General features: G+C 41.6%; 16 protein-coding genes. 8 read left to right on the top strand and 8 right to left on the bottom strand.

Annotation, left to right across the window (positions count from 1 at the left end; genetic code table 11):
- Positions 1 to 222 precede the first annotated feature (222 nt).
- On the top strand, positions 223 to 1,308 hold the full coding sequence (locus tag MKZ26_RS06885) for a bifunctional 3-deoxy-7-phosphoheptulonate synthase/chorismate mutase (RefSeq protein WP_067207524.1): 1,086 nt from the start codon (positions 223 to 225) through the stop codon (positions 1,306 to 1,308).
- Positions 1,309 to 1,374: 66 nt separating this feature from the next.
- On the opposite strand, the gene MKZ26_RS06880 is transcribed toward MKZ26_RS06885, so the two are convergent.
- Positions 1,375 to 1,506 (bottom strand): hypothetical protein, encoded by a 132-nt coding sequence (locus tag MKZ26_RS06880; RefSeq protein WP_340765288.1) that lies wholly within the window; start codon positions 1,504 to 1,506, stop codon positions 1,375 to 1,377.
- 545 nt (positions 1,507 to 2,051) lie between these two features.
- Here MKZ26_RS06880 and ccpA point away from each other — a divergent pair.
- Positions 2,052 to 3,050, top strand: a complete 999-nt coding sequence (gene ccpA, locus MKZ26_RS06875; protein WP_340765286.1) for a catabolite control protein A — start codon at positions 2,052 to 2,054, stop codon at positions 3,048 to 3,050.
- A 480-nt stretch (positions 3,051 to 3,530) separates the two neighbouring features.
- Here ccpA and MKZ26_RS06870 read toward each other — a convergent pair whose 3' ends face one another.
- Genes MKZ26_RS06870 through MKZ26_RS06860 form a run of 3 tightly spaced genes read right to left on the bottom strand, consistent with a single transcriptional unit; the run spans position 3,531 to position 5,990 of the window.
- A complete protein-coding gene (locus MKZ26_RS06870; protein ID WP_067207529.1) occupies positions 3,531 to 4,697 on the bottom strand; it encodes an acetoin utilization protein AcuC in 1,167 nt (388 codons plus the stop codon).
- Positions 4,694 to 5,341, bottom strand: coding sequence for an acetoin utilization AcuB family protein (locus MKZ26_RS06865; protein ID WP_067207531.1), 648 nt, complete (start codon positions 5,339 to 5,341; stop codon positions 4,694 to 4,696). Before MKZ26_RS06865 ends, MKZ26_RS06870 begins: the two co-directional genes overlap by 4 nt.
- Positions 5,342 to 5,357: 16 nt before the next feature.
- Positions 5,358 to 5,990, bottom strand: a complete 633-nt coding sequence (locus MKZ26_RS06860) for a GNAT family N-acetyltransferase (protein WP_067207534.1) — start codon at positions 5,988 to 5,990, stop codon at positions 5,358 to 5,360.
- A 177-nt stretch (positions 5,991 to 6,167) separates the two neighbouring features.
- On the opposite strand from MKZ26_RS06860, the gene acsA reads away from it, so the two are divergent.
- The gene (gene acsA / locus MKZ26_RS06855) at positions 6,168 to 7,886 is read left to right on the top strand and encodes an acetate--CoA ligase (protein ID WP_340765284.1); all 1,719 of its coding nucleotides are present in this window, start codon (positions 6,168 to 6,170) and stop codon (positions 7,884 to 7,886) included.
- A gap of 139 nt (positions 7,887 to 8,025) precedes the next feature.
- Here acsA and MKZ26_RS06850 read toward each other — a convergent pair whose 3' ends face one another.
- Complete coding sequence (locus MKZ26_RS06850) at positions 8,026 to 10,923, bottom strand: transglycosylase domain-containing protein (RefSeq protein WP_445683403.1); 2,898 nt, start codon at positions 10,921 to 10,923, stop codon at positions 8,026 to 8,028.
- A 415-nt stretch (positions 10,924 to 11,338) separates the two neighbouring features.
- Here MKZ26_RS06850 and tyrS point away from each other — a divergent pair, with 415 nt between their 5' ends.
- A complete protein-coding gene (gene tyrS, locus MKZ26_RS06845; protein WP_067207540.1) occupies positions 11,339 to 12,604 on the top strand; it encodes a tyrosine--tRNA ligase in 1,266 nt (421 codons plus the stop codon).
- Positions 12,605 to 12,813: 209 nt separating this feature from the next.
- Entirely contained in the window at positions 12,814 to 13,005 is a 192-nt protein-coding gene (locus MKZ26_RS06840; RefSeq protein ID WP_340765282.1) for a hypothetical protein, read from the top strand.
- 67 nt (positions 13,006 to 13,072) lie between these two features.
- Here the strand turns inward: MKZ26_RS06840 and MKZ26_RS06835 are convergent, their stop codons facing one another.
- A complete protein-coding gene (locus MKZ26_RS06835; protein ID WP_067207543.1) occupies positions 13,073 to 13,885 on the bottom strand; it encodes a cobalamin-binding protein in 813 nt (270 codons plus the stop codon).
- 82 nt (positions 13,886 to 13,967) lie between these two features.
- Entirely contained in the window at positions 13,968 to 14,570 is a 603-nt protein-coding gene (gene rpsD / locus MKZ26_RS06830; protein WP_067207545.1) for a 30S ribosomal protein S4, read from the bottom strand.
- A gap of 348 nt (positions 14,571 to 14,918) precedes the next feature.
- Here rpsD and MKZ26_RS06825 point away from each other — a divergent pair, with 348 nt between their 5' ends.
- Together MKZ26_RS06825 and megL are read left to right on the top strand one after the other, a co-directional pair.
- Positions 14,919 to 16,787 carry a sensor domain-containing diguanylate cyclase gene (locus MKZ26_RS06825; protein ID WP_340765280.1) on the top strand — a complete coding sequence of 623 codons (1,869 nt, stop codon included), beginning with the start codon at positions 14,919 to 14,921 and terminating at the stop codon, positions 16,785 to 16,787.
- 69 nt (positions 16,788 to 16,856) lie between these two features.
- Positions 16,857 to 18,068 (top strand): methionine gamma-lyase, encoded by a 1,212-nt coding sequence (gene megL / locus MKZ26_RS06820; protein WP_340765278.1) that lies wholly within the window; start codon positions 16,857 to 16,859, stop codon positions 18,066 to 18,068.
- A gap of 191 nt (positions 18,069 to 18,259) precedes the next feature.
- Here megL and MKZ26_RS06815 read toward each other — a convergent pair whose 3' ends face one another.
- On the bottom strand, positions 18,260 to 18,739 hold the full coding sequence (locus MKZ26_RS06815; RefSeq protein ID WP_067207552.1) for a GAF domain-containing protein: 480 nt from the start codon (positions 18,737 to 18,739) through the stop codon (positions 18,260 to 18,262).
- A gap of 196 nt (positions 18,740 to 18,935) precedes the next feature.
- Between MKZ26_RS06815 and ezrA the strand changes: the two genes are divergently transcribed.
- Complete coding sequence (gene ezrA, locus MKZ26_RS06810) at positions 18,936 to 20,627, top strand: septation ring formation regulator EzrA (RefSeq protein ID WP_067207555.1); 1,692 nt, start codon at positions 18,936 to 18,938, stop codon at positions 20,625 to 20,627.
- Positions 20,628 to 20,711 lie beyond the last annotated feature (84 nt).

The raw sequence follows: 20,711 nt of genomic DNA, 5'->3' as shown, positions 1-20,711 counted from the left end.
GATGATTCCAACGACAGAACGCGTCCCGATGTCGAGTGCAAATAGTGTAGTAGCCAGAATTATTCATCCTTTCTGTCGATAAATGTCCTGTATTTAAAAGAATAAGTAGAAATAACGTGACTTTTCAAATAGTCTTCTTTATACTTAGGTCTATTATCAAAAATGTAACATATATTCTTCTCTACTGAAAGAGAATTATATATACGGGGAGGAGACGGACAGATGAGACAAAATGATTTAGATGAATTGCGCGGTCGTGTAAACGAGCTGAATGGTAAGGTTTTGGATCTTATTAACGAAAGAACAACTGTGGTCCAAGAAATTGGTAAAGTAAAAGAAAAGCAGGGTGTTAATCGGTATGATCCGATTCGCGAACGTGAAATGCTTAACTTCTTAAAAGAATCTAACAACGGTCCGTTACCTAATGGAGTTCTTGAACAGATTTTTAAAGGAATATTCATGTCTGCACTTGAGATACAAGAAGACGACCAACGCAATGCTTTGCTTGTTTCCCGTAAGAGAAAAGCCGAAGATACGATTGTCGACATTAATGGCCATAAAATTGGGGACGGAACACCGTCATTCATTTACGGTCCATGTGCAGTCGAATCATATGAGCAGGTTTTAGCTGTTGCATTGTCCATCAAAGCAAAAGGGTTAACGATGATAAGAGGCGGAGCTTACAAACCTCGTACATCGCCGTATGATTTCCAAGGTCTCGGCCTTGAAGGTTTGAAAATACTTAAACGAGTTGCTGATGAAACAGGTCTTTCAGTTGTTACGGAAATTATTACGCCGTCACATCTCGAAGAAGCACTTGAATATATCGATGTAGTTCAGATTGGCGCACGTAACATGCAAAACTTCGAATTGTTGAAAGAAGCTGGAATGATTAATAAACCAGTTCTTCTAAAACGTGGACTTGCAGCGACAATCGATGAATTCATTCATGCAGCTGAATATATACTCTCTAAAGGTAATAGCCAGATCATCCTTTGTGAACGTGGTATCCGTACATACGAACGGGCAACTCGCAACACATTAGATATCTCTGCCGTTCCAATCTTGAAGCAGGAGACGCATCTTCCGGTCTTCGTTGACGTAACACACTCAACAGGTAGAAAAGATTTGTTACTACCTACAGCGAAAGCTGCGATAGCAGTTGGGGCGGATGGCGTAATGGCTGAAGTGCACCCAGATCCAGCTGTTGCATTATCCGATTCTGCACAACAGATGGATCTGCAACAATTTGACGAATTTTATGACGCAATTAACCAATTCATGAACACGCACACAACAATCTCATGAGTAGACGCCGGGCCTATAATGGTTCCGGCGTTTTGATTACATAGGTCACATCTGTTGATTAAACATCTACTTGCATAATACACTGGTAAGAAAGGCTTGAAAATCATCATTTTCACTGGACCATTTCCGGCTCGCTTGCGGCGAAATAATCATGATACCGTTACCGAGGACAAGAGTGGCTAGAAATGACTTCGTCATTCTTGGCCACTCCCTTTGGGAAGGAATTGCAATTCATTCCTCCATGGTCATCTTGTCACGAATATTTCCTTTGCTGAAAAAAGACAAAACAATGGGGAAGGCTTCAGTCGCCAAAATTGTATCTTTGGCGGCTTTTCTCTAGATAAGAAGCCCCTTTTTCTTTCGTTCCGAAAAGCCACTGAAAAAGTTCTTTTTTATAGTAAGAACTAGTTGATTGTAGCGAAGAGCTGCGACTCCAATGGAAATCAACGGGATTGAAGGAAATCGTACTTTTTCAGTGCCCTCCTTTGTGTACATATGCCTTTGAGGAGCGACGGGTGAACGATAACCATACGATTATCGAAAAATGTATATGGATACGACTTTATCGCGTCCATATACATCAAGATATCCAGGTAATCATATAAGAGTCATTAAACCAAAGCAATCCAAACGTAACTGTACACGAGCGCCTAGTGTTTGATTGAGTTATTTACTCGTTAATTTTGGTTAATCAACACATGTGACATAAGGTATAATGAATGTATATAGAAGGAGGAATTTTAATGGCTATAACGATTTACGACGTAGCCAGGGAGGCTAATGTTTCAATGGCAACGGTCTCCCGTGTCGTTAACGGCAATCAAAATGTAAAACCTGCAACGAGAAAGAAAGTTCTCGACTGCATTGAACGGCTTGGCTATCGACCGAACGCAGTTGCGAGAGGTCTGGCTAGTAAGAAGACGACAACAATCGGAGTCATCGTTCCTGATATCTCGAAAAGTTTCTACTCGGAGCTTTCCCGTGGAATAGCGGACGTTGCGACGATGTACGAATATAATATGATCCTGTCGAACTCCGATGAGAGCACAGACCGAGAAGTAGAATTAATAGAAGACCATCTCGGTAAACAGGTGGACGGGCTCATCTTTATGAGTGATTCGATTTCTGATGAAGTTCGTGCTGGAATGTCCACAGCGAATGTTCCGATCGTTTTGGCTGGAACGTTGGACGTGGAAAAACAATTAGCAACAGTGAATATTGATTATGAAGAAGCTGCTTATGTGGCGGTCAATAAATTAATTCGAAATGGTCATACGAAAATCGTGTTTGTTTCGGGGCCATTTACAAGAGATATCAACCGTATCAGTAAAAAAGTGGGATACATGAGAGCCCTCCAAGATGCGGATATTCCAGTCGATGAGCAGTTTGTCATTGAAATGGAAGATACGTACGATGGTGCATATGAGGGCTGGAAACAAATCCGTGAATTGCAGGGGCAACCAACTGCCATCATTGCAGGAAGTGATGCGATTGCTGTCGGTTTGTTGAATGGAATTAGGGATGGAGGACTATCTGTACCTGAAGATTACGAACTCATCTGTTTTGAACATTCAATTTTAGCAAGGGTAGTAAGACCGCAACTCACTTCTATTGTCGTTCCGCTCTATGACTTGGGTGCAGTGTCAATGCGTCTTTTGACGAAATTGATGAATGGGGAAGAGGTTGAAGAGCAACAGGTCATTTTACCTTTCCGGCTTGAAGAACGTAATTCTATGAAATGAAAAAAAGAGCAATCTTATCAATCGGATATATCCGGCTGAAGGGGATTGCTCTTTTTGAGGAATAATACTGCTATTTATCACGTCTGTTGAATAACCAAAATAACCAGCAAATAACTTGATCACACACTGGCTGCTACGTGTATAGTTGCATTTGGATAGAATGACTTCTATTACGATTACCGGATGTCTAGATGTGTAGGGTAGTCCTTCATCCGTCGTTCTTCAACTGCATAAGTACACGAAGTGCATTTAGAGCTTTTTAGGACGAAAGAATAGCTGGCTTCTTAACTAGAGAAAAGCCGCCAAAGATGCAATTTTGGCGGCCGAAACTTTCTATAGGGTTTTCTCTTTTTTATTAAAGAAGTGTCACTTCTAGCCATACATGCCTCTCGGTAAAAATGTCACGAATATTTCGCCGAAAGCAAGCCGGAAATGGTCCAGTGAAAATGGGGGATATCAAGCCAGTCTCACCAGACGTGGTTATTTGTCAATTTTTTCGTTGCGGATCATATGTAAGGCTCGGCTAAGCATCTGTGCATTTTTCTCGTTGATTTCATCTTTTCGTGGAATAGGTTCGTATAGTGGTACAGGATCCTCCCAAGTCGGAATAAGTGTAACGGGAGACTGCTCCTGCCACGTTGATAACCAGTCTTCTGGCAGTGGACCAGTAGGTGTAGGGATATTTTTCATCGCCAGCCAAATATGAGCCCAAGCCCTTGGGACAACGCGCCAGATATCATATCCGCCACCACCGACGGCTATCCAGCGGCCTTCGCAATATTGCTCTGCAATTTCGCGTGCAACGCGAGGGATTTCTTTATAAATATCCATTGTTCCATAAAGGTGGGTTAAGGGATCGAAATAATGCGCATCTGCACCATTTTGTGTCAAGATGACATCGGGTTTGAAAAATTCAGTCACTTCTTTTATGGCTGTTTTATAAACAGAAAGGAATGACTCATCCTCTGTAAAAGCGTCAATCGGGAAATTAAAGGAAGTCCCATAGCCAGAACCATTGCCGCGTTCGGTTATACTTCCGGTTCCTGGGAACAGATAACGCCCAGTTTCATGGATGGACAGTGTACAGACTGTAGGGTCATCGTAGAAGCTCCATTGAACGCCATCTCCATGATGAGCGTCTGTATCGATATAAAGAACGCGTGCCCCGTACTTTTTTTGTAGGTACTTTATGGCAACTGAACTATCATTATATACACAAAAGCCGGAAGCACGTCCATGGAATCCGTGATGCAGACCTCCGCCTAGGTTCAATGCATACTTAGAGCGTCCTTGCATCACTTCATCTACCGCAGTCAATGTACCGCCGACCAGCATAGCACTGGCTTCATGCATATTCGGGAAAATTGGCGTATCCTCTGTACCGATACCGTAAATGCTACCAACATCCTCAGTTAGTTCACCTTTACCAGCCTTTTTTACTATTTCAATAAATTTTTTGTCATGAGCGAGAAGTAATTCTTCGTCTGTTGCCATGCGAGGGGCGATGATATCGCTATCTTGAATGGCCCCAGATTTCTTTAAAAGGTCGAGAGTCAAGAGAATTCTTTTTTGGTTAAAGGGATGTGAATCTGAAAAAGAGTATCCAAGTTGTTCTTCTGAAAAGATGAAAACGGCATCTTTTTTCATACGTCAATGCCCGGGACATTTGGCCAAAGGACCTCAAATCCGCTTACCTTTAATCCCTCAATAATTTTGAGAGGATTCATTGAGTTAATCCGGATGACAAGAATTTTATTTGCTTCGTTCTCTTTATCGGGATAGACGAGAACACTCAAAACGTTTAATTTCTGCTCGTGGAAAACTTTGGATACTTCGAAAAGGATTCCAGGTGTATTAGGAACCCGTACTTCTATTTGTGAGCCAGGTTGATGTGCGCCCGTTAATTCAATATATTTGTAAAGTAAATCCGTTTCAGTGATGATTCCAACTAATTTTTTATTGGACACTATTGGCAGTGAACCGATTTTATTATCATAAAATAGTACCGCTGCTTCTTCAACAAAGTCCATTGGATGTCCGGTAATCGGATTTTTCGTCATCACTTCAGAAAGTAAAGTATCATATGGGCTGCTGTCTTTTATTTCGGAAATGGACGAGGGAACAACTTCTTTCAAGTCTCGGTCTGTCACGATGCCGACTACTATGCCATCCATAGATAGGATTGGCAAGTGGCGAATTTTTCTATCTCGCATGGCGTCAAGTGCATCTTTTACTGTATTTTCTGGTGATAGGGTTAGAACATCTTTTATCATTATTTCTTCAATTAGCATCTGATTTATCCTCCCTTCAATACATGAACCGGTTCATGAACCGGAGACTATCAAATTGCTGGACGGTATCTTGATTAATTCTTTTGCCGATTCGTGCCATTAGGCAATTTGCTGGGTGAGAACTTATTTCAGGATCATCGGTTGCGTAATATTCCAGACCTCCGGCATTCATCATCTTCTCCATTACTTTTCTATACTCCCAAACGTTGAGTTTCGTACCCTTCAAGTCCCAGTGCCAGTAATATTCAGTCGTCAGGATAATATAATCTTCCATTGCATCGTCCATCATGGAAACGCGTAAAAGTGACTTGCCAACCCCGCCGGCCCTGAACTTTGGAATAACTTCAATTGCTCCAAGTTCGATTAAATTTTCTATACTTCCTTGTGACCATCGCTCCAGAGGGTCGGGATACAAATAAGTTACGTAGCCCACAATTTCATTTGAATCGCGAACGATTAAAATACGACCTTCTGGGAGTCCTGCAATTTCAATGAGTGCCTTGTGTTGTTGTGCGGGAGGTCTGAATGCAACAAGATCCTCGTGAAAATCAAGGCTAGCAAGGTAATCTGCAGTAATGGGCCCCTCGATAACGATGTCTCCATTCTTATGTTTTATCTCCATTGCGTTATATGTTTTTATATGTTCCAATATGATCACCTCCGTATTTGATATAAACCTACTACCTAGTATACAACAATATGGATAAATAAAAGCCTGTTGATTACTACAAATTTAAAACTGTTGGAAAAATATAATTAATTAGACAACTAGGTTTGGATTGAGGTAGAATGATAGTTATATTGTATTCTTGAAAGGGTGAAATGAATGGTAATGAAAACATTGCCCGCAGTTCATGGGGATTATCAGTTAGCAGATTATGATCGTACAGCCGCAGAATTTAAATGGACGGATGTAGAAAAAGACTTCAGTTGGTTTGAAAGCGGTCTCATGAATATTGCTCATGAAGCGGTAGATCGCCATGCGGATTCTTATCGAAAAAACAAGGTTGCACTTTATTATAAGGACGCTAATCGAAAAGAAAGCTATACGTATAATGAAATGAAAAAGATGTCAAATAAAGCTGCAAACGTATTGCGCAATCAGTCGCCGCTCGAAAAAGGGGACCGGATTTTCATCTTTATGCCTCGCTCACCGGAATTGTATTTCTCATTTTTGGGCGCGTTGAAGCTGGGTGCTATTGTTGGACCGCTTTTCGAAGCATTCATGGAAGGTGCTGTCTATGACAGATTGTCTGATAGTGAGGCAACTGCAATCATCACGACACCTGAACTTCTTGAACGAGTGCCTGTTGACAAATTACCACACCTGAAGACAATCTTTATTGTAGGAGAAAATGTGGTGGAAGAAGGCCTTATTGTCGACTTTAACAAGCATATGGCAGATGCTTCCCAGTACTTCCAAGTTGAATGGATGGACAAAGAAGACCCAACACTTCTACATTACACTTCAGGTTCAACAGGAAAGCCAAAAGGCATCGTACATGTACAGGAAGCGATGGTACAGCAACTGCAGACAACACGGTGGGTACTGGATCTAAAAGATGAGGACATCTTCTGGTGTACAGCGGATCCAGGTTGGGTGACAGGAACAGCTTATGGTATTTTCGGACCAATGCTTGCCGGGGCAACTAGCTTGATTCTTGGCGGCAGATTTTCGGCAGATGCTTGGTATGGAGCGATAGAGGAATATGGTGTCACGGTTTGGTATAGTGCGCCAACCGCATTCCGGATGCTTATGGGAGTCGGGGAAGGGCCACTAAGCAAGTTTGATCTTTCTTCACTGCGCCATATTCTTTCCGTGGGTGAACCACTTAATCCCGAAGTAATCCGTTGGGGATCTGAAGCGTTTAAATTGCGAATTCATGACACATGGTGGATGACAGAAACAGGTGCACAAACAATCTGTAATTTCGGATGTCTGCCAATTAAACCTGGATCAATGGGCAAGCCGGTTCCTGGTATTGAAGCAGCCATCGTTGATGATCAAGGAAACGTATTACCTCCAAATCATATGGGTAACTTAGCTATTAAAAAAGGATGGCCTGCAATGATGCGGCAAGTTTGGAATAATCCTGAAAAATATGCATCTACCTTTATCAATGATGAGTGGTATGTTTCGGGTGATTCAGCATACATCGACGAGGACGGATATTTCTTTTTCCAGGGTCGAGTCGATGATGTGATTATGACGAGTGGAGAGCGTGTAGGACCATTCGAAGTGGAAAGTAAACTGCTTGAGCATCCCGCGATTGTTGAAGCTGGGGTTATAGGTAAACCTGACCCAGTTCGTGGCGAAATTATAAAAGCATTTGTGTCGCTTCATGAAGGAATTGAGCCGACAGATGAATTAAAAGAAGATATTCGACAATTTGTTAAAAAAGGGCTGGCCGCACATGCTGCTCCACGTGAAATTGAATTCAAAGATAAATTACCGAAAACGCGAAGTGGAAAAATTATGCGTCGTGTGTTAAAAGCTTGGGAACTGAATTTGCCGACAGGTGATTTGTCGACAATGGAAGACTAACATTGAGTAACTAATAAAAACACAAGGACACAAGGTGCCTGGAGCTAGACACTATTCTAAGTCGAAAAAACTTATACTTTCTTAGCATTCAAAAAAGAGCCTGTCCGCTATTGATAGCGGACAGGCTCTTTTTCCTATTTCATTCCCCAGTTTCATCGTCTCCACTTGTAGGAGGCGGGGTACCACCGTCGTTCCCATCCTCAGTTACAGGAGGTGGTGTAACAGGTGGTACGTTTTCCGTTGGAGGTGTTTCGATAACTTCCTCTTCAGGCTCAGGCGCCGCAATGGTGACTGCATTGGAGCCATTTGAAAGTCTTCCGGTAATGTCGACAGCCTTGACTGAGTATGAGCCAGAACCGACTGTAAATGAATTCGAAGAACCGTCTCTTATTGTTCCGATTTTAACATTATTATCATAAACATAGTACCCAATAACATCGTTGGAAGGTGAATTGCCCCATGTTATTGTCGTTCCATTTAAACTAACATTTACTGGTGCAGGGGCGACATCATCTGCATTAAATATAGCTCCCGACACGACATGAGATGCGAAAGCGGAGTTCGCTGGGAACAATTTTGAAGCATCTCCTCCCCACGGTCCGAGCATTCGGTCGATGAACACTTGGTTAACGCCTGTGCCACCTGATGACACGAATTCGCTTGGTGTTGATGGGAGTGCAAGGTACCTCGTCCCTTTAACAGATACATAAGAAGAAGAGGTAATGCTATCATCCGGTTTTGTTGGTAACATCACTTTTGCGTTAAATAAATCCGTTTTAACGAGCCCTGCAGACGAACATGCAGCAGAGGGAGCAAGCCCAGAAATACCGCAGAATGATTTTTCAACAACACCGTTAGGACGACTGAATTTTGCAGAGGCCCCGACTATTTCTGGTGTTACTTCGTTCGCAGCATTCATAATACGGGCGAAAAGCATACTTGTCCTAGTGGTAGGATGCAATGTTTGCTTTTCGAGTCCATAATAAAGACTTCGAGTCCGGTCTTTGTATCCGAGCCAAACTCCGAGAGAAACATTCGGGTTGTATCCAACAAGCCATGCGTCACCGTAACCTTGTGTTGTTCCCGTTTTGGCAGCAAGATCTGTATTGAATTTCATGTTTTGCGTTACTTGTGAGCCTGTGCCGCCCGTTTTTACAACATCACGTAACATATCGGTAACGATATAACTCGTTTCAGGGCTGAAGACATCGACAGGTTCAATTTCATGTTGATAGACGATATTGCCATCCATATCTTCGATTTTTTCGACGATGTATGCGTCTATGAACTGCCCGCCATTTGCAAATGTTGCAAATGCATTCGTGTTTTCCTCAACACTCATTCCGACCGTCATGCCCCCGTATGAAGTAGAGGGATTGACATAGTCTCCTGGGAGAAGTTTTGAGATGCCCATCTTATCGAGGAATTCGGCAGGCCGTCGATCAAGGATATCGCGATATAATCTTGCTGTTGCCAAGTTCAATGACTTGGAGAGTGCTTCCCTTGCAGGAATGATTCCATACTCCATCGATTTTGTATAGTTGCTAGGTGTCCACATAGAGCCATTCGCTTGTTTGACACTGAATTTAACATCGACGACGGGACTTCCAGCCCCGATGACGCCATATTCAATAGCTGGTGCATAAACGAGAAGTGGCTTCATAGCAGATCCGTTCTGTCTGAATGCTTGTGTAGCATGGTTAAGCGCTTCGTGTTCATGTCCACGGCCGCCAATGAAGGATAAGATTTTACCAGTGCTATTTTCGATCATAATAGCACCGACTTGAACTGGATCCTCCGCGAATTCGACCTCGCCGGAATGAGAATCTTTTACTTCGCGTGTATAGGTAAATCCGTAACTTTCGAAATCATTACCGACTTCATTCATCTTGTCATATAGATCTTTATTAACGGTAGAGTAAATTCTATAGCCATCATTTTTCATTGAACGCGTCGCAAGTATTGAATATTTTTCTCGTAATTTATCTTCTTGTTCAAGACGTTCAGCATCGACTCCGTCTTTTTCTGCGATAATCCCCGCGAGGATATCGACCGTGCGATTCTGAATTTCTTGTGTCAAATAAGGATATCTTTCATTCGCGCGCATGACGGGTTCACGGAAATCCTTTGTAATATCATAGACGATTGCTTCATTGTACTGCTGTTCAGTTATGTAACCAGTTTCCTTCATCCTGAAAAGAACTGTCTTCATCCGATTGATTCCCGGCTGTAAGAATTCTTGTTCTTTCAATCCGCCACCACTTTTAAAAGGGGTGTAAGCGAAGGGGGCCTGAGGAAGTCCAGCTATGAAGGCGGCTTGCGGTAAATTCAATTTCGCTGCTTTTAAAGCGAAAATACCACCAGCTGCAGTTTCAATACCTGCAATGTTTTGCCCATTTGAATTACGGCCGTATGGAATAATGTTCAAGTAAGCTTCGAGAATTTCATCTTTTGTCATGAAATGCTCAATTCTCATTGCCAGTAGCATTTCTTTCGCTTTTCGTTCGTATGACACTTCGTTGGTTAAAATTTGGTTCTTAATAAGTTGTTGTGTCAAAGTCGAACCGCCAGTTTGGTTATCGGAGTTCGTTACATCCTGTAATAGTCCGCGGAAAATCGCTTTTGGGACAATGCCCTCATGCTGTGCGAAATACTCATCCTCTGTGGCGAATACTGCATCAATAACGAAAGGGGATACACTTTCGAGTTTCGTCTCTTTCCGTTCTATATCAGAGTTAACTTTACCGATATAGATATTGCCGGCGAGATAAAGTTCGGACGTTTCTTCGTAGGTGAAGATTGCATCCCGCATCTCTTGCTTTGAACGAAGCGGTTCTTTGGCTACCAATGAAGCAAAATAGCCTGCCCCAACTGAACCGGCAAACACTACCAGTGTCAAACCTACTACAATGAATAGAAGAAAAAGGTTCCAGGTGACGCCTGAGGTGATGCGCATCCCTTTAGCCCATTTAGTTTTAGTCATCGTTTCAAGTTTCTCTTCTATTAGATCAATACGATTCTTTTGATGTTTACTCACTTAAATCAACCTCCTGAAATCTTACCTATTATAGCACATTTCCATAAATGCCAATCGATAATATTTGACAACTTTTGAATATCGGTTAGAATTACTGATACATATACTTTCACATGTTGAATGAGTCGAAGTAGTGGTTGGGGAACCGTTTAGAGAGGCAGCGGCTGGTGAAAGCTGTCCGGTAAACCAATCATGAATTACAGCTCTGGAGTGTGACGCGTGCGCAGTGTTATTGCGTTTTGAGTGGAGAATTTTTTCTCAAGCCGGGTGGTACCGCGTTAATACAATAATTAGCGTCCTTGCATGATTTTTTTAAATCGTGTAAGGGCTTTTTTGTTGTCTACTTCCAGGTGCTAAGCGCTTTGAAACTCATTTGACGCGATGCGTTATTACTTAAATTACAGGAGGGGTTAGGATGAAAGAGAAATTGATGGAAGACTTAAAGTGGAGAGGGTTACTCTACCAACAGACGGATGAGGCGGGTCTTGAGGATTTGCTGAATAAGGAGAAAATCTCACTGTATTGCGGCGTCGATCCGACTGCGGATAGCATGCACATCGGACATATCGTGCCATTACTTACGCTACGCCGTTTCCAAATGCATGGACATCGTCCGATTCTACTTGTTGGAGGAGCTACGGGTATGATTGGGGATCCATCAGGCCGCTCGGAAGAAAGACAGCTCCAAACAACTGAACAGATCGATAGAAACGTTGCCGGGATTAAGAAGCAGATGGAACAAATTTTCGATTTCAATTCTGAAAACGGCGCTCAAATGGTGAACAACAATGACTGGGTAGGTTCGATGAGCGTCATCGAATTTTTACGCGATTTCGGTAAGTTGTTAGGCGTTAACTATATGCTTGCGAAAGACAATGTTGCATCACGTCTTGATAGTGGAATTTCTTTCACTGAGTTTTCATATATGCTTATTCAAGGAATTGACTTCAACCATTTATTCAATAATTATGGCTGCAGAGTTCAAATCGGTGGATCAGATCAGTGGGGCAATATTACGACAGGGCTTGAAGTGATTCGTAAAACGCACGAAGAAGAAGTGAAAGCATTCGGTATCACAATTCCACTGGTTACGAAAGCAGATGGTACGAAATTTGGTAAAAGTGCAGGCGGCGCAGTATGGCTTGATGCAGAAAAAACATCACCTTATGAATTCTATCAGTTCTGGATAAATACAGCTGATGCGGATGCTGTTAAATATATGAAAATATTCACATTCATTGAGCGCGAAGAAATCGAAGCGTTTGAAATTACAGTTCAAGAAGAACCACATTTACGGAAAGCGCAACTTAGATTGGCAGAAGAAATGACGCGTCTGATTCACGGTCAGGAAGCACTTGACCAGGCAATCCGTATTTCCAAAGCATTATTCAGTGGTGATTTGAAAACACTAACTGCGAATGAAATGAAAGACGCATTCAAAGATGTCCCTTCGTTTGAAATGGCGAAAGAGGATAAAAACATCGTTGACTTTATCGTCGATTCTGGCGTGTCGCCATCAAGACGACAAGCTCGTGAAGATGTGACAAATGGTGCGATATCATTGAACGGCGAACGAGTGACGGATACCGCATACGAGGTGAGCGCAGCAGATCGTTTGGATGATGCGTTTACGATTGTCCGTCGCGGTAAGAAAAATTACAAAATGGTGAAATTCGTTTAACTGTGGAGATTCATGAAAGCAAAACCCGCAAACTTTTCATTCGGCAGGAAAAAAGAGATGTTCGAGGGCTATGTTAGAAACTCCATAACTGAAGTTAAAACGACTCATTGCAGAATGGTTTTATGAGTTTGCCAGTTCGCGGAGGGCATTTGACTTCGCAAATCTATTTCCGAGTCTGCACGAAAAACCAGAAATGATTCCTTATAAAATTGACTGAAGAAGAGAATTTTGAGCTGAATTTTCGAACTATGATGGCAACGGCCGGAACTGTCATGGGGAGTTATGAAACTGTGAGGACAATGGCAAGAACTGTCATGGCAATTCGTGAAACTGTGAGGACAACGACGAGAACTGTCATGACGAGTCATGCAACTGTCGCGGCAACAACTGAAAGTGTCTAGAAATAACAATGCTTATAATGCGAAAGGCTGTTTTCCCTATTAGGAAGGGGAAAACAGCCTTTTTATTTTACGCGTTTCTAACCCACTGCGGTAGTTGTAAATCCGCATAAATTTCCGGGTGAATCATTTTGGCTAATTTCAAAGCGCCTTCAAGGAGCCGCGGGGAAGGGCGACAATACAGTTCTTCTTCCATTACTGAAAGGCGGTCACTTTTCACGGCGTCCAACTCCTTCCAACCGGGCCGTTTCAGAACAACTTCTTTTTTCACTTTATTGATTCGTACTCCGACCCACGCTAGAAGGATGTAATCAGGTGCTCTATTTAGAACATCCTCCCAGTCAGTCTGAACACTGGCAAATTCGACGTCGCGAAATTCATTCAAAGCTCCGGAAATAGTGCTTATTTCAGTCAGCCAATTAATTTTTCCAGGTGTAAATACAGGTTTGGGCCACCACTCCCAGTATAATGAAGGGGTAACTTCGACAGTTTCGGCACGTTTTTTCATGTCTTGAATAAATAATAAATACTCTTCTTTAATTTGAAGTGCGTGTTCTTCAATTCCACATGCTTTTCCGACAGTTAACAGATCTTCTGCGATATCATCCAAGCTTTGTGGATCTAATACTAAGTGTGGAATCATTCGCTTCTCGAGTTCTGCGATGTTTTTTTCCATTCCGGGAACACTGAGCGATGCAAGCACTAAGTCAGGTTCATACAATTCCAATTTGTCCATATCAATCGACAAGTCAGGCCCTAATTTGGGTAAAGAATTGATTCCGCTAGGCCAATCAGAAAAATCATCAACTGCAACGAGTTGATCAATGAGGCCAAGGTAGGCAAGTAGTTCCGTATTACTCGGGCAAATCGATACAAGTTTCATATAATCACCTCATAAGTCGTAGTATGTACAGTATATCACGAAAAAAAAGAGCCCTGTGAGGGGCTCTTTTCCAAAGATGCTATTAACGAGAGTAGAATTCAACGATAAGTGATTCGTTAATTTCTGCTGCAAGTTCGCTGCGCTCAGGCATGCGGACGAATTGACCGACTTTAGTGTCTTTGTTGAATGTTACGTATTCAGGAACATAGCTGTTCACTTCAAGCGATTCATTTACAGTATCAAGGTTTTGAGATTTCTCACGGAAAGAAATTTCTTGACCAGGTTTAACGCTGAAAGAAGGGATATCAACGCGTTTACCATCAACCATGATATGGCCGTGGTTTACAAGTTGGCGTGATGCACGACGTGTGCGTGCAAGACCCATGCGGTATACAATGTTATCAAGACGAGTCTCAAGAAGAATCATGAAGTTAACACCGTGTTTACCAGGCATTTTACCTGCTTTGATGAACATCGTTTTGAATTGACGTTCGTTTACGCCAAACATAAAACGAAGTTTTTGTTTTTCTTGTAATTGCTTTCCGTATTCAGAAAGTTTTATGCGTTGGTTAGGACCGTGTTGTCCTGGACCGTAAGGGCGTTTTTCGATTTCTTTTCCTGTGCCTGTAAGTGAAATCCCAAGACGACGGGAAAGTTTCCATGATGGACCTGTATAACGAGCCATGAAAGACTCCTCCTCTATTGTTGGTTTTATTTTGTTGTAAAATAAGAACCAGATGTGTTCAATCCAAATGCCATTCTATCATCTTGCACCCTCGCCTCCGCAGCCAGGAAGTTACTCGATGCACCTTGTAAAAGGAATAGACTGGACAATCTGAAACACACAACTGCTGCAACTATTTTACACAAGTTCCATCATAACAACTATAGAAGTAAGAGTCAAGCGTCATACTTGTAAACTAAAATAAGTCAAATGGTCTATGTAAAGTAATGGTAACTATAGTACCAATGCATTACAATGGTAGTAAGACTTATTTGAATTCTATATACAGATTAGGATTGGGGTGATTATGTGACGGATCATCAATTGACGATGTTGAAAATTAAAAGCGATTTGATGGATTTATGGACCAAAGATACTGCTTTGCAATCGTATGAACAATGGTTTAAGGCGTTGAAACCAAAACTAAATCACCATTTTCATATTGCAGAAGCGGATTTTTTCATATATGCCAATAATAGTTTTGTGGCACTTAAAGGTCATAAGTCCGTTTCTAAGAGAGAACAAGCCTTGGTGTTTGATGCACTTAAAACCGGAAAAGCGTTTAGCCATGATTCTTTAATCTCGCGAGTTAGAGAGACAGGTTTTAGCTATGCCGATGACTTTCTTCTGTTCCGGAATTTGAAATCTGAACCACTCGGATTGCTGGTTCTGAAATCTACTAATGAATGGAACGCATTTGCTACATCGCCATTTTTACATGAACTTGAAAAGGCGGTAAGCGACCTCATTGAGATAGTAAAGAAAATGGTTTTTCTTATAAAAGAGGAAAAAAGCTCCAAGCGTTTGTTCGGAGTCACCGAATTATTCAATTCAACAATGCAAAGTAATGTGATTTTAGATGGCGTAGTCTCTGCGATATCTAAAAATTTCCCGTCATCTGAAGTGGGACTTCTTTTATCACATGATCAAAAAGGGGTGACGCATAACTATAAGTTGATTGATTACATGAACGAAAGACCGTCTGCGATGAATGCGTTTGTATCGGGTGAAACGACAAAGGAAGTAATGCCTGAATTGTCATGCAGGCTGATTAATGCACCAATTAGAGGAAGACAAGGTATCTATGGTGTGTTGCAAATTAAAGCACCAATTGACCTCGTTTTTTCATCGACACAGAAAAAGTTTATCAGTATGGTAGTAAATACAGCAGGAAGTGCACTGGAAAAAGCGATTCTACATGATCAATCCCACCGTGTTATCGAAGATTTACAACTTGTCAATGAAACTTCGAAAAAACTGAATAGCAATATGCATTTTGGAGAAATGACAGCATTTTTGAAACAGCAATTGCTGAAAGCGTTTCGGCCAGCAGAAATTGCATTTGTTTTTAACAATGAACAAGATGGTTATGACCTCTCTCAATTAAGTTCAGATTTTTTTCGTACGGAATCAGGCAAGAATTATATTGAATTCTCATCGAAATACTTGAGGAGTGGCAAAGAAGCTTTATTTGATGCGAATTTTAGCCGCACCATGAACGAATCTATTGGTTACGAGTCAATCATAGCGATTCCGATTGTGAATCAAGAGGTACTTACGGGTTTCGTTGTACTACTGCATATGGATCAATACTTCTTTTCATTCGACAGCTTCAAACTCATGCAATCACTTATTGGACACTCTTCGCTTGCACTTGCGAACTCGGTATTACGCGACCAGTTACAGGAACTTGTTGATAAAGATCACTTAACCAAACTCTATACAAGAAGTTACGTAGATAAAATTATTGAAAAGTCGATTGTTGATGATGAAATGGGTGTGTTTGTTCTCGTAGATGTCGATGACTTCAAGAAGATAAACGACACATATGGTCATGTAACTGGTGATGATGTGCTGAAGCAGATCGCTACCATCATACTTGCAGAGGTATCCGGTAGAGGGGTTGCGGGAAGATGGGGTGGAGAGGAAATCGCTATCTTTTTGCCGTTGACAGAATTTCAAGAAGGGGCATTATTTGCGGAACGACTAGTTAAACTTATTCCTGCTGCCACTGAACCCTCAATTACGGTATCGATAGGGATGCATAACTGGACGTCTAAACGACAGTCGACTTATAAAGAACTGTTTCAGCATACTGACAAAGCACTGTATATAGCGAAAAATAACGGTAAAAACCAAGTGGTAATCCATGAAGAAACCAGTTATACCTTTTCCTAACTGTGATTAAAGAGTAAACTAATAGATGTAGAGTTAGAATATTCTTTAAACATAAGGAGGGCAATGGAAATGGACAAAAAAAACCTTCACAAAGATACGATTGTCATTCATGAGGGATATGATGATAAGGAACATCAGGGGAGTTTAGCGGTACCACTTTACCAAACATCGACCTTCTCGTTTGAAACAGCATTGCAAGGGGAGAATCGCTTTTCAGGTGTAGAGGGAGGGAACATTTACTCCAGGCTTGGTAATCCGACTGTCCGCGTGTTAGAAGAGCGTATGACAGCTCTTGAGAACGGAAAAGGTGCACTTGCGTTTGGTTCGGGGATGGCAGCAGTCAGTACGATTCTCGTCCACTTGACGAAATCGGGTGATCATATTCTGTGTTCACGTGGAATTTATGGCTGCACATTTGGACTTCTTGGTATGCTGAATGAGAAATACAATATCACGCATGACCTTATTCAGATGAAGACAGAAGAGGAGATTGAACGGGCTATTAAACCGGAAACGGTCTGTATATATATTGAAACGCCTATCAATCCAACAATGGAACTTGTCGATATTCACGCGGTCGTGAATGTAGCTAAACGTCATGGACTTCGAGTTGTAGTTGACAATACTTTTTCGTCGCCCTATTTGCAGAATCCGCTCGATATCGGTGCGGACTTCGTTTTGCATAGCGCAACAAAGTATATTAACGGTCACGGAGATGTCATAGCTGGGCTTCTTGTCGGAGCTGACAAAGAAGAGATGGAGTCAATTCGTATGTCTGTGCAGAAAGATTTCGGAGGCATCATATCGCCATTCGATGCTTGGCTTTTAATCCGCGGATTGAAAACGCTATCGGTTCGCATGGAGCGCCATACTTCGAATGCGGAAAAAGTGATAGCTTATTTAAAAGGTCAGAAGCTTGTTGAAGAAATCTATTATCCGTTCGATAAAGACAATCCGCAATATGAAATAGCGCAACGTCAAATGAGAGCAGGAGGCGGCCTGATTTCATTTACAGTTAAAGGTGGTAAAGAAGGGGCTCAGCTATTCATGGATAGCCTTTCTCTCATTAAGATTGCAGTCAGCCTAGGAGACGCAGAAACGCTTATCCAGCATCCTGCGACGATGACACATTCTGTTATTCCTGAGGCGGAGCGACTACAGATGGGTATCACTGATTCTTTACTAAGGCTTTCAGTCGGTCTTGAACATGCCAAGGATCTCATAGCTGACTTCAAGGCGGCATTCGCAATCATGGAGACAGTGATTACCGAGCGGGCTTAAACTAAGAAAAGCGCAAGGCGCCGGGAAACTAGATACTATTTTAAGCGAAAAAACTTATACTTTTTTATCTTTGAACGAATAGGACAGGAACCTCTCTGCTATAATTAACAACAGAGTAGGATTTCATGATTGTTGAGCAATGAAAAAACTGCCTTGGCACCGATTGTCTGGTGGCCAGGGCAGCTTGTTGTTCAAAGATGTTTGACTAGTACCTCGACAAGATGTTCCAGTCCAGCCTGATCTTCTTTTGTGAAGCGATTCAGCTCGGGGCTGTCGATGTCAAGGACACCTAGTAAGACACCATCTTTTAAAATAGGAATGACAACTTCAGACTGGGAAGCTGCATCGCATGCAATATGTCCTGGGAAAGCATTGACGTCCGATACGATAATGGATTTTTTTGTTTCAGCAGCTGTTCCGCAGACGCCTCTTCCAAGGGGAATACGAATGCACGCGGGAAGACCTTGGAAAGGACCAAGCACTAGTTCTCCGTCATCCATTAAGTAAAAACCGACCCAATTGATGCGGTCGAAAAATTGATTGAGTAAAGCAGAAGCGTTGCTCAAGTTTGCGTACATATTTCTCTCACCCGTCAACAATGCGTCCAATTGACTTGAAAGTTGTTCATATTTCACTTTTAAATCAGTGGCATAGTCAATTTCTTGAAACAAATAGAACACCCCTTGTTAAGTATATTTTGTTTAAATAAGTATACATATTAAGACGTTTATAAACAAATTTTGTCGATTATTAGGGTGGGAAACAGATTTTTCCCTATAAATCATTCATATTCGCAACCAAAAGGGTTTAAACGTGGTACTATATAGGATAATATCATGGTACAGTGACTTGGACAGGGGGACCACGATGAAAATCATCATCATTGCCATACTAGTAGTTATTATATTAACGACAATCGCCTTCTTATTCAGGCGTAAACATATCCAGGAAATTGGTCGATTGGAGCAGGAGAAGCTACAAATTCAACACAAACCTATCTTAGAAGAGATGACGAAAGTGAAACAACTGAACATGACAGGCGAAACCGAAGAGAAATTCGAGCGGTGGCGTAGCGAATGGACAGAATTGATGGACGTACATATGCCAAAAATCGATACATTATTATTTGATGTAGAGGATGTAGTAGATCGTTTCCGTTTTAGAAAAGCAACAGGATTAGAAAAAGAAATTCAAGAAAAAGTTCGTTTTTGCGATAAAAAAATGAATAATATTTTGCAAGAGCTAAACGAACTCGTTGGCAGTGAAGAAAAAAACCGCATTGAGATGGAAAAATTAAAAGAGCAGCATCGTGCCGCTCGCAAAGCGGTACTCGCTCATCAACATTCGTTTGGGATGACAGCGAATCCACTCGAAAAGGAACTGGAATCATTTAACCCGAAATTCGCAGAATATGACGAGTTGACAGCGAATGGTAATTATTTGTTGGCACGGGAAATTGTCATGGCATTATCAGCAAAGGGAGATCATGTTTTTACGTTAATCCACGAGATCCCATCGTTGCTTTCTGAAATACAAAGCAAAATTCCAGCATCGATTCGTGAACTACGAAATGGAACGAGAGAGATGGAAGAACAGTCCTATTATTTGCAACACCTAGAACTGACAAAACAACTTAGAACAATTGAGATTGAACTTGAAGAACTATTGTTAAAAATGGCTGATCTTCAAATTGAATCTGTTCAACAGTGTACAAGTGAAATAAATGATCGCATTGATTCATTTTACGATGCGCTTGAAAATGAAGTGAATGCAAAGCATTATGTAGATGAGTACTATAATCAAATTGCTGAGAGGCTTCACGCAATAACGATATTGACAAGAGAAACTTCAGACGAGGCGGCTTTTGTTCAGCAAAGTTATCGAATGGATGAAAAAGAAGCACAAATTCCACAGCTGGCTCTCAAAAAGTTAGGTTCTCTCGACAAACGATTTGGTGTGCTTATTTATAGGCTTGAGGAACAATTATCTGCTTATTCGGGATTACAGGAAGAGTTGCAATCCATTTTTGAAGAACTAGAGCAAATTGCTGTTGAACAGGAAAGTTTCACAAATCGTATGAAAAACTTACGGATTGACGAAAATAATGTTCGAACTAAACTGGATGAACTGTCGCGTAAATTACAAAATTCAGAACGTATGCTACATAAGGGGAATATCCCTGGTATACCAGATGATATGGAAGCACGTCTTGAAGAAGCAGATGAACAAATTTATATCGTGACACAAAGTTTACAGGAAGTACCGCTTAATATGAGTCTCGTCGATTCTTATTTGGAGAATGCGGGGAAAGCTATAAATGATGTATCTATAAAAGTTGAAGAGATGCTTGAGAATGTATTACTGATTGAGTGGATCATCCAATATGGAAACAGATACCGTGCATCCAATCCGGAAGTTCACGCCCGCCTGTTAGATGCTGAAGAGTCATTCAGACAATTCCGTTATGCAAAAGCATTGGAAGAAGCAGCGACAGCGGTTGAAGAAATGGAACCGGGTGCTATGAAACGAATTGAAGAACTTGTGAAAGAACATGTCTGAGTTAAAAAGTAGACTACAAATAGCCACCGGCATATAATGCAGGTGGCTTTGTCACGCATTGAACTTGATTCAGTAATTTTTTTG

The sequence above is a fragment of the Sporosarcina sp. FSL K6-6792 genome (assembly GCF_038004885.1).
Taxonomy (GTDB): Bacteria; Bacillota; Bacilli; order Bacillales_A; family Planococcaceae; genus Sporosarcina; species Sporosarcina psychrophila.
This window is presented reverse-complemented; position numbering and strand designations above follow the sequence as displayed.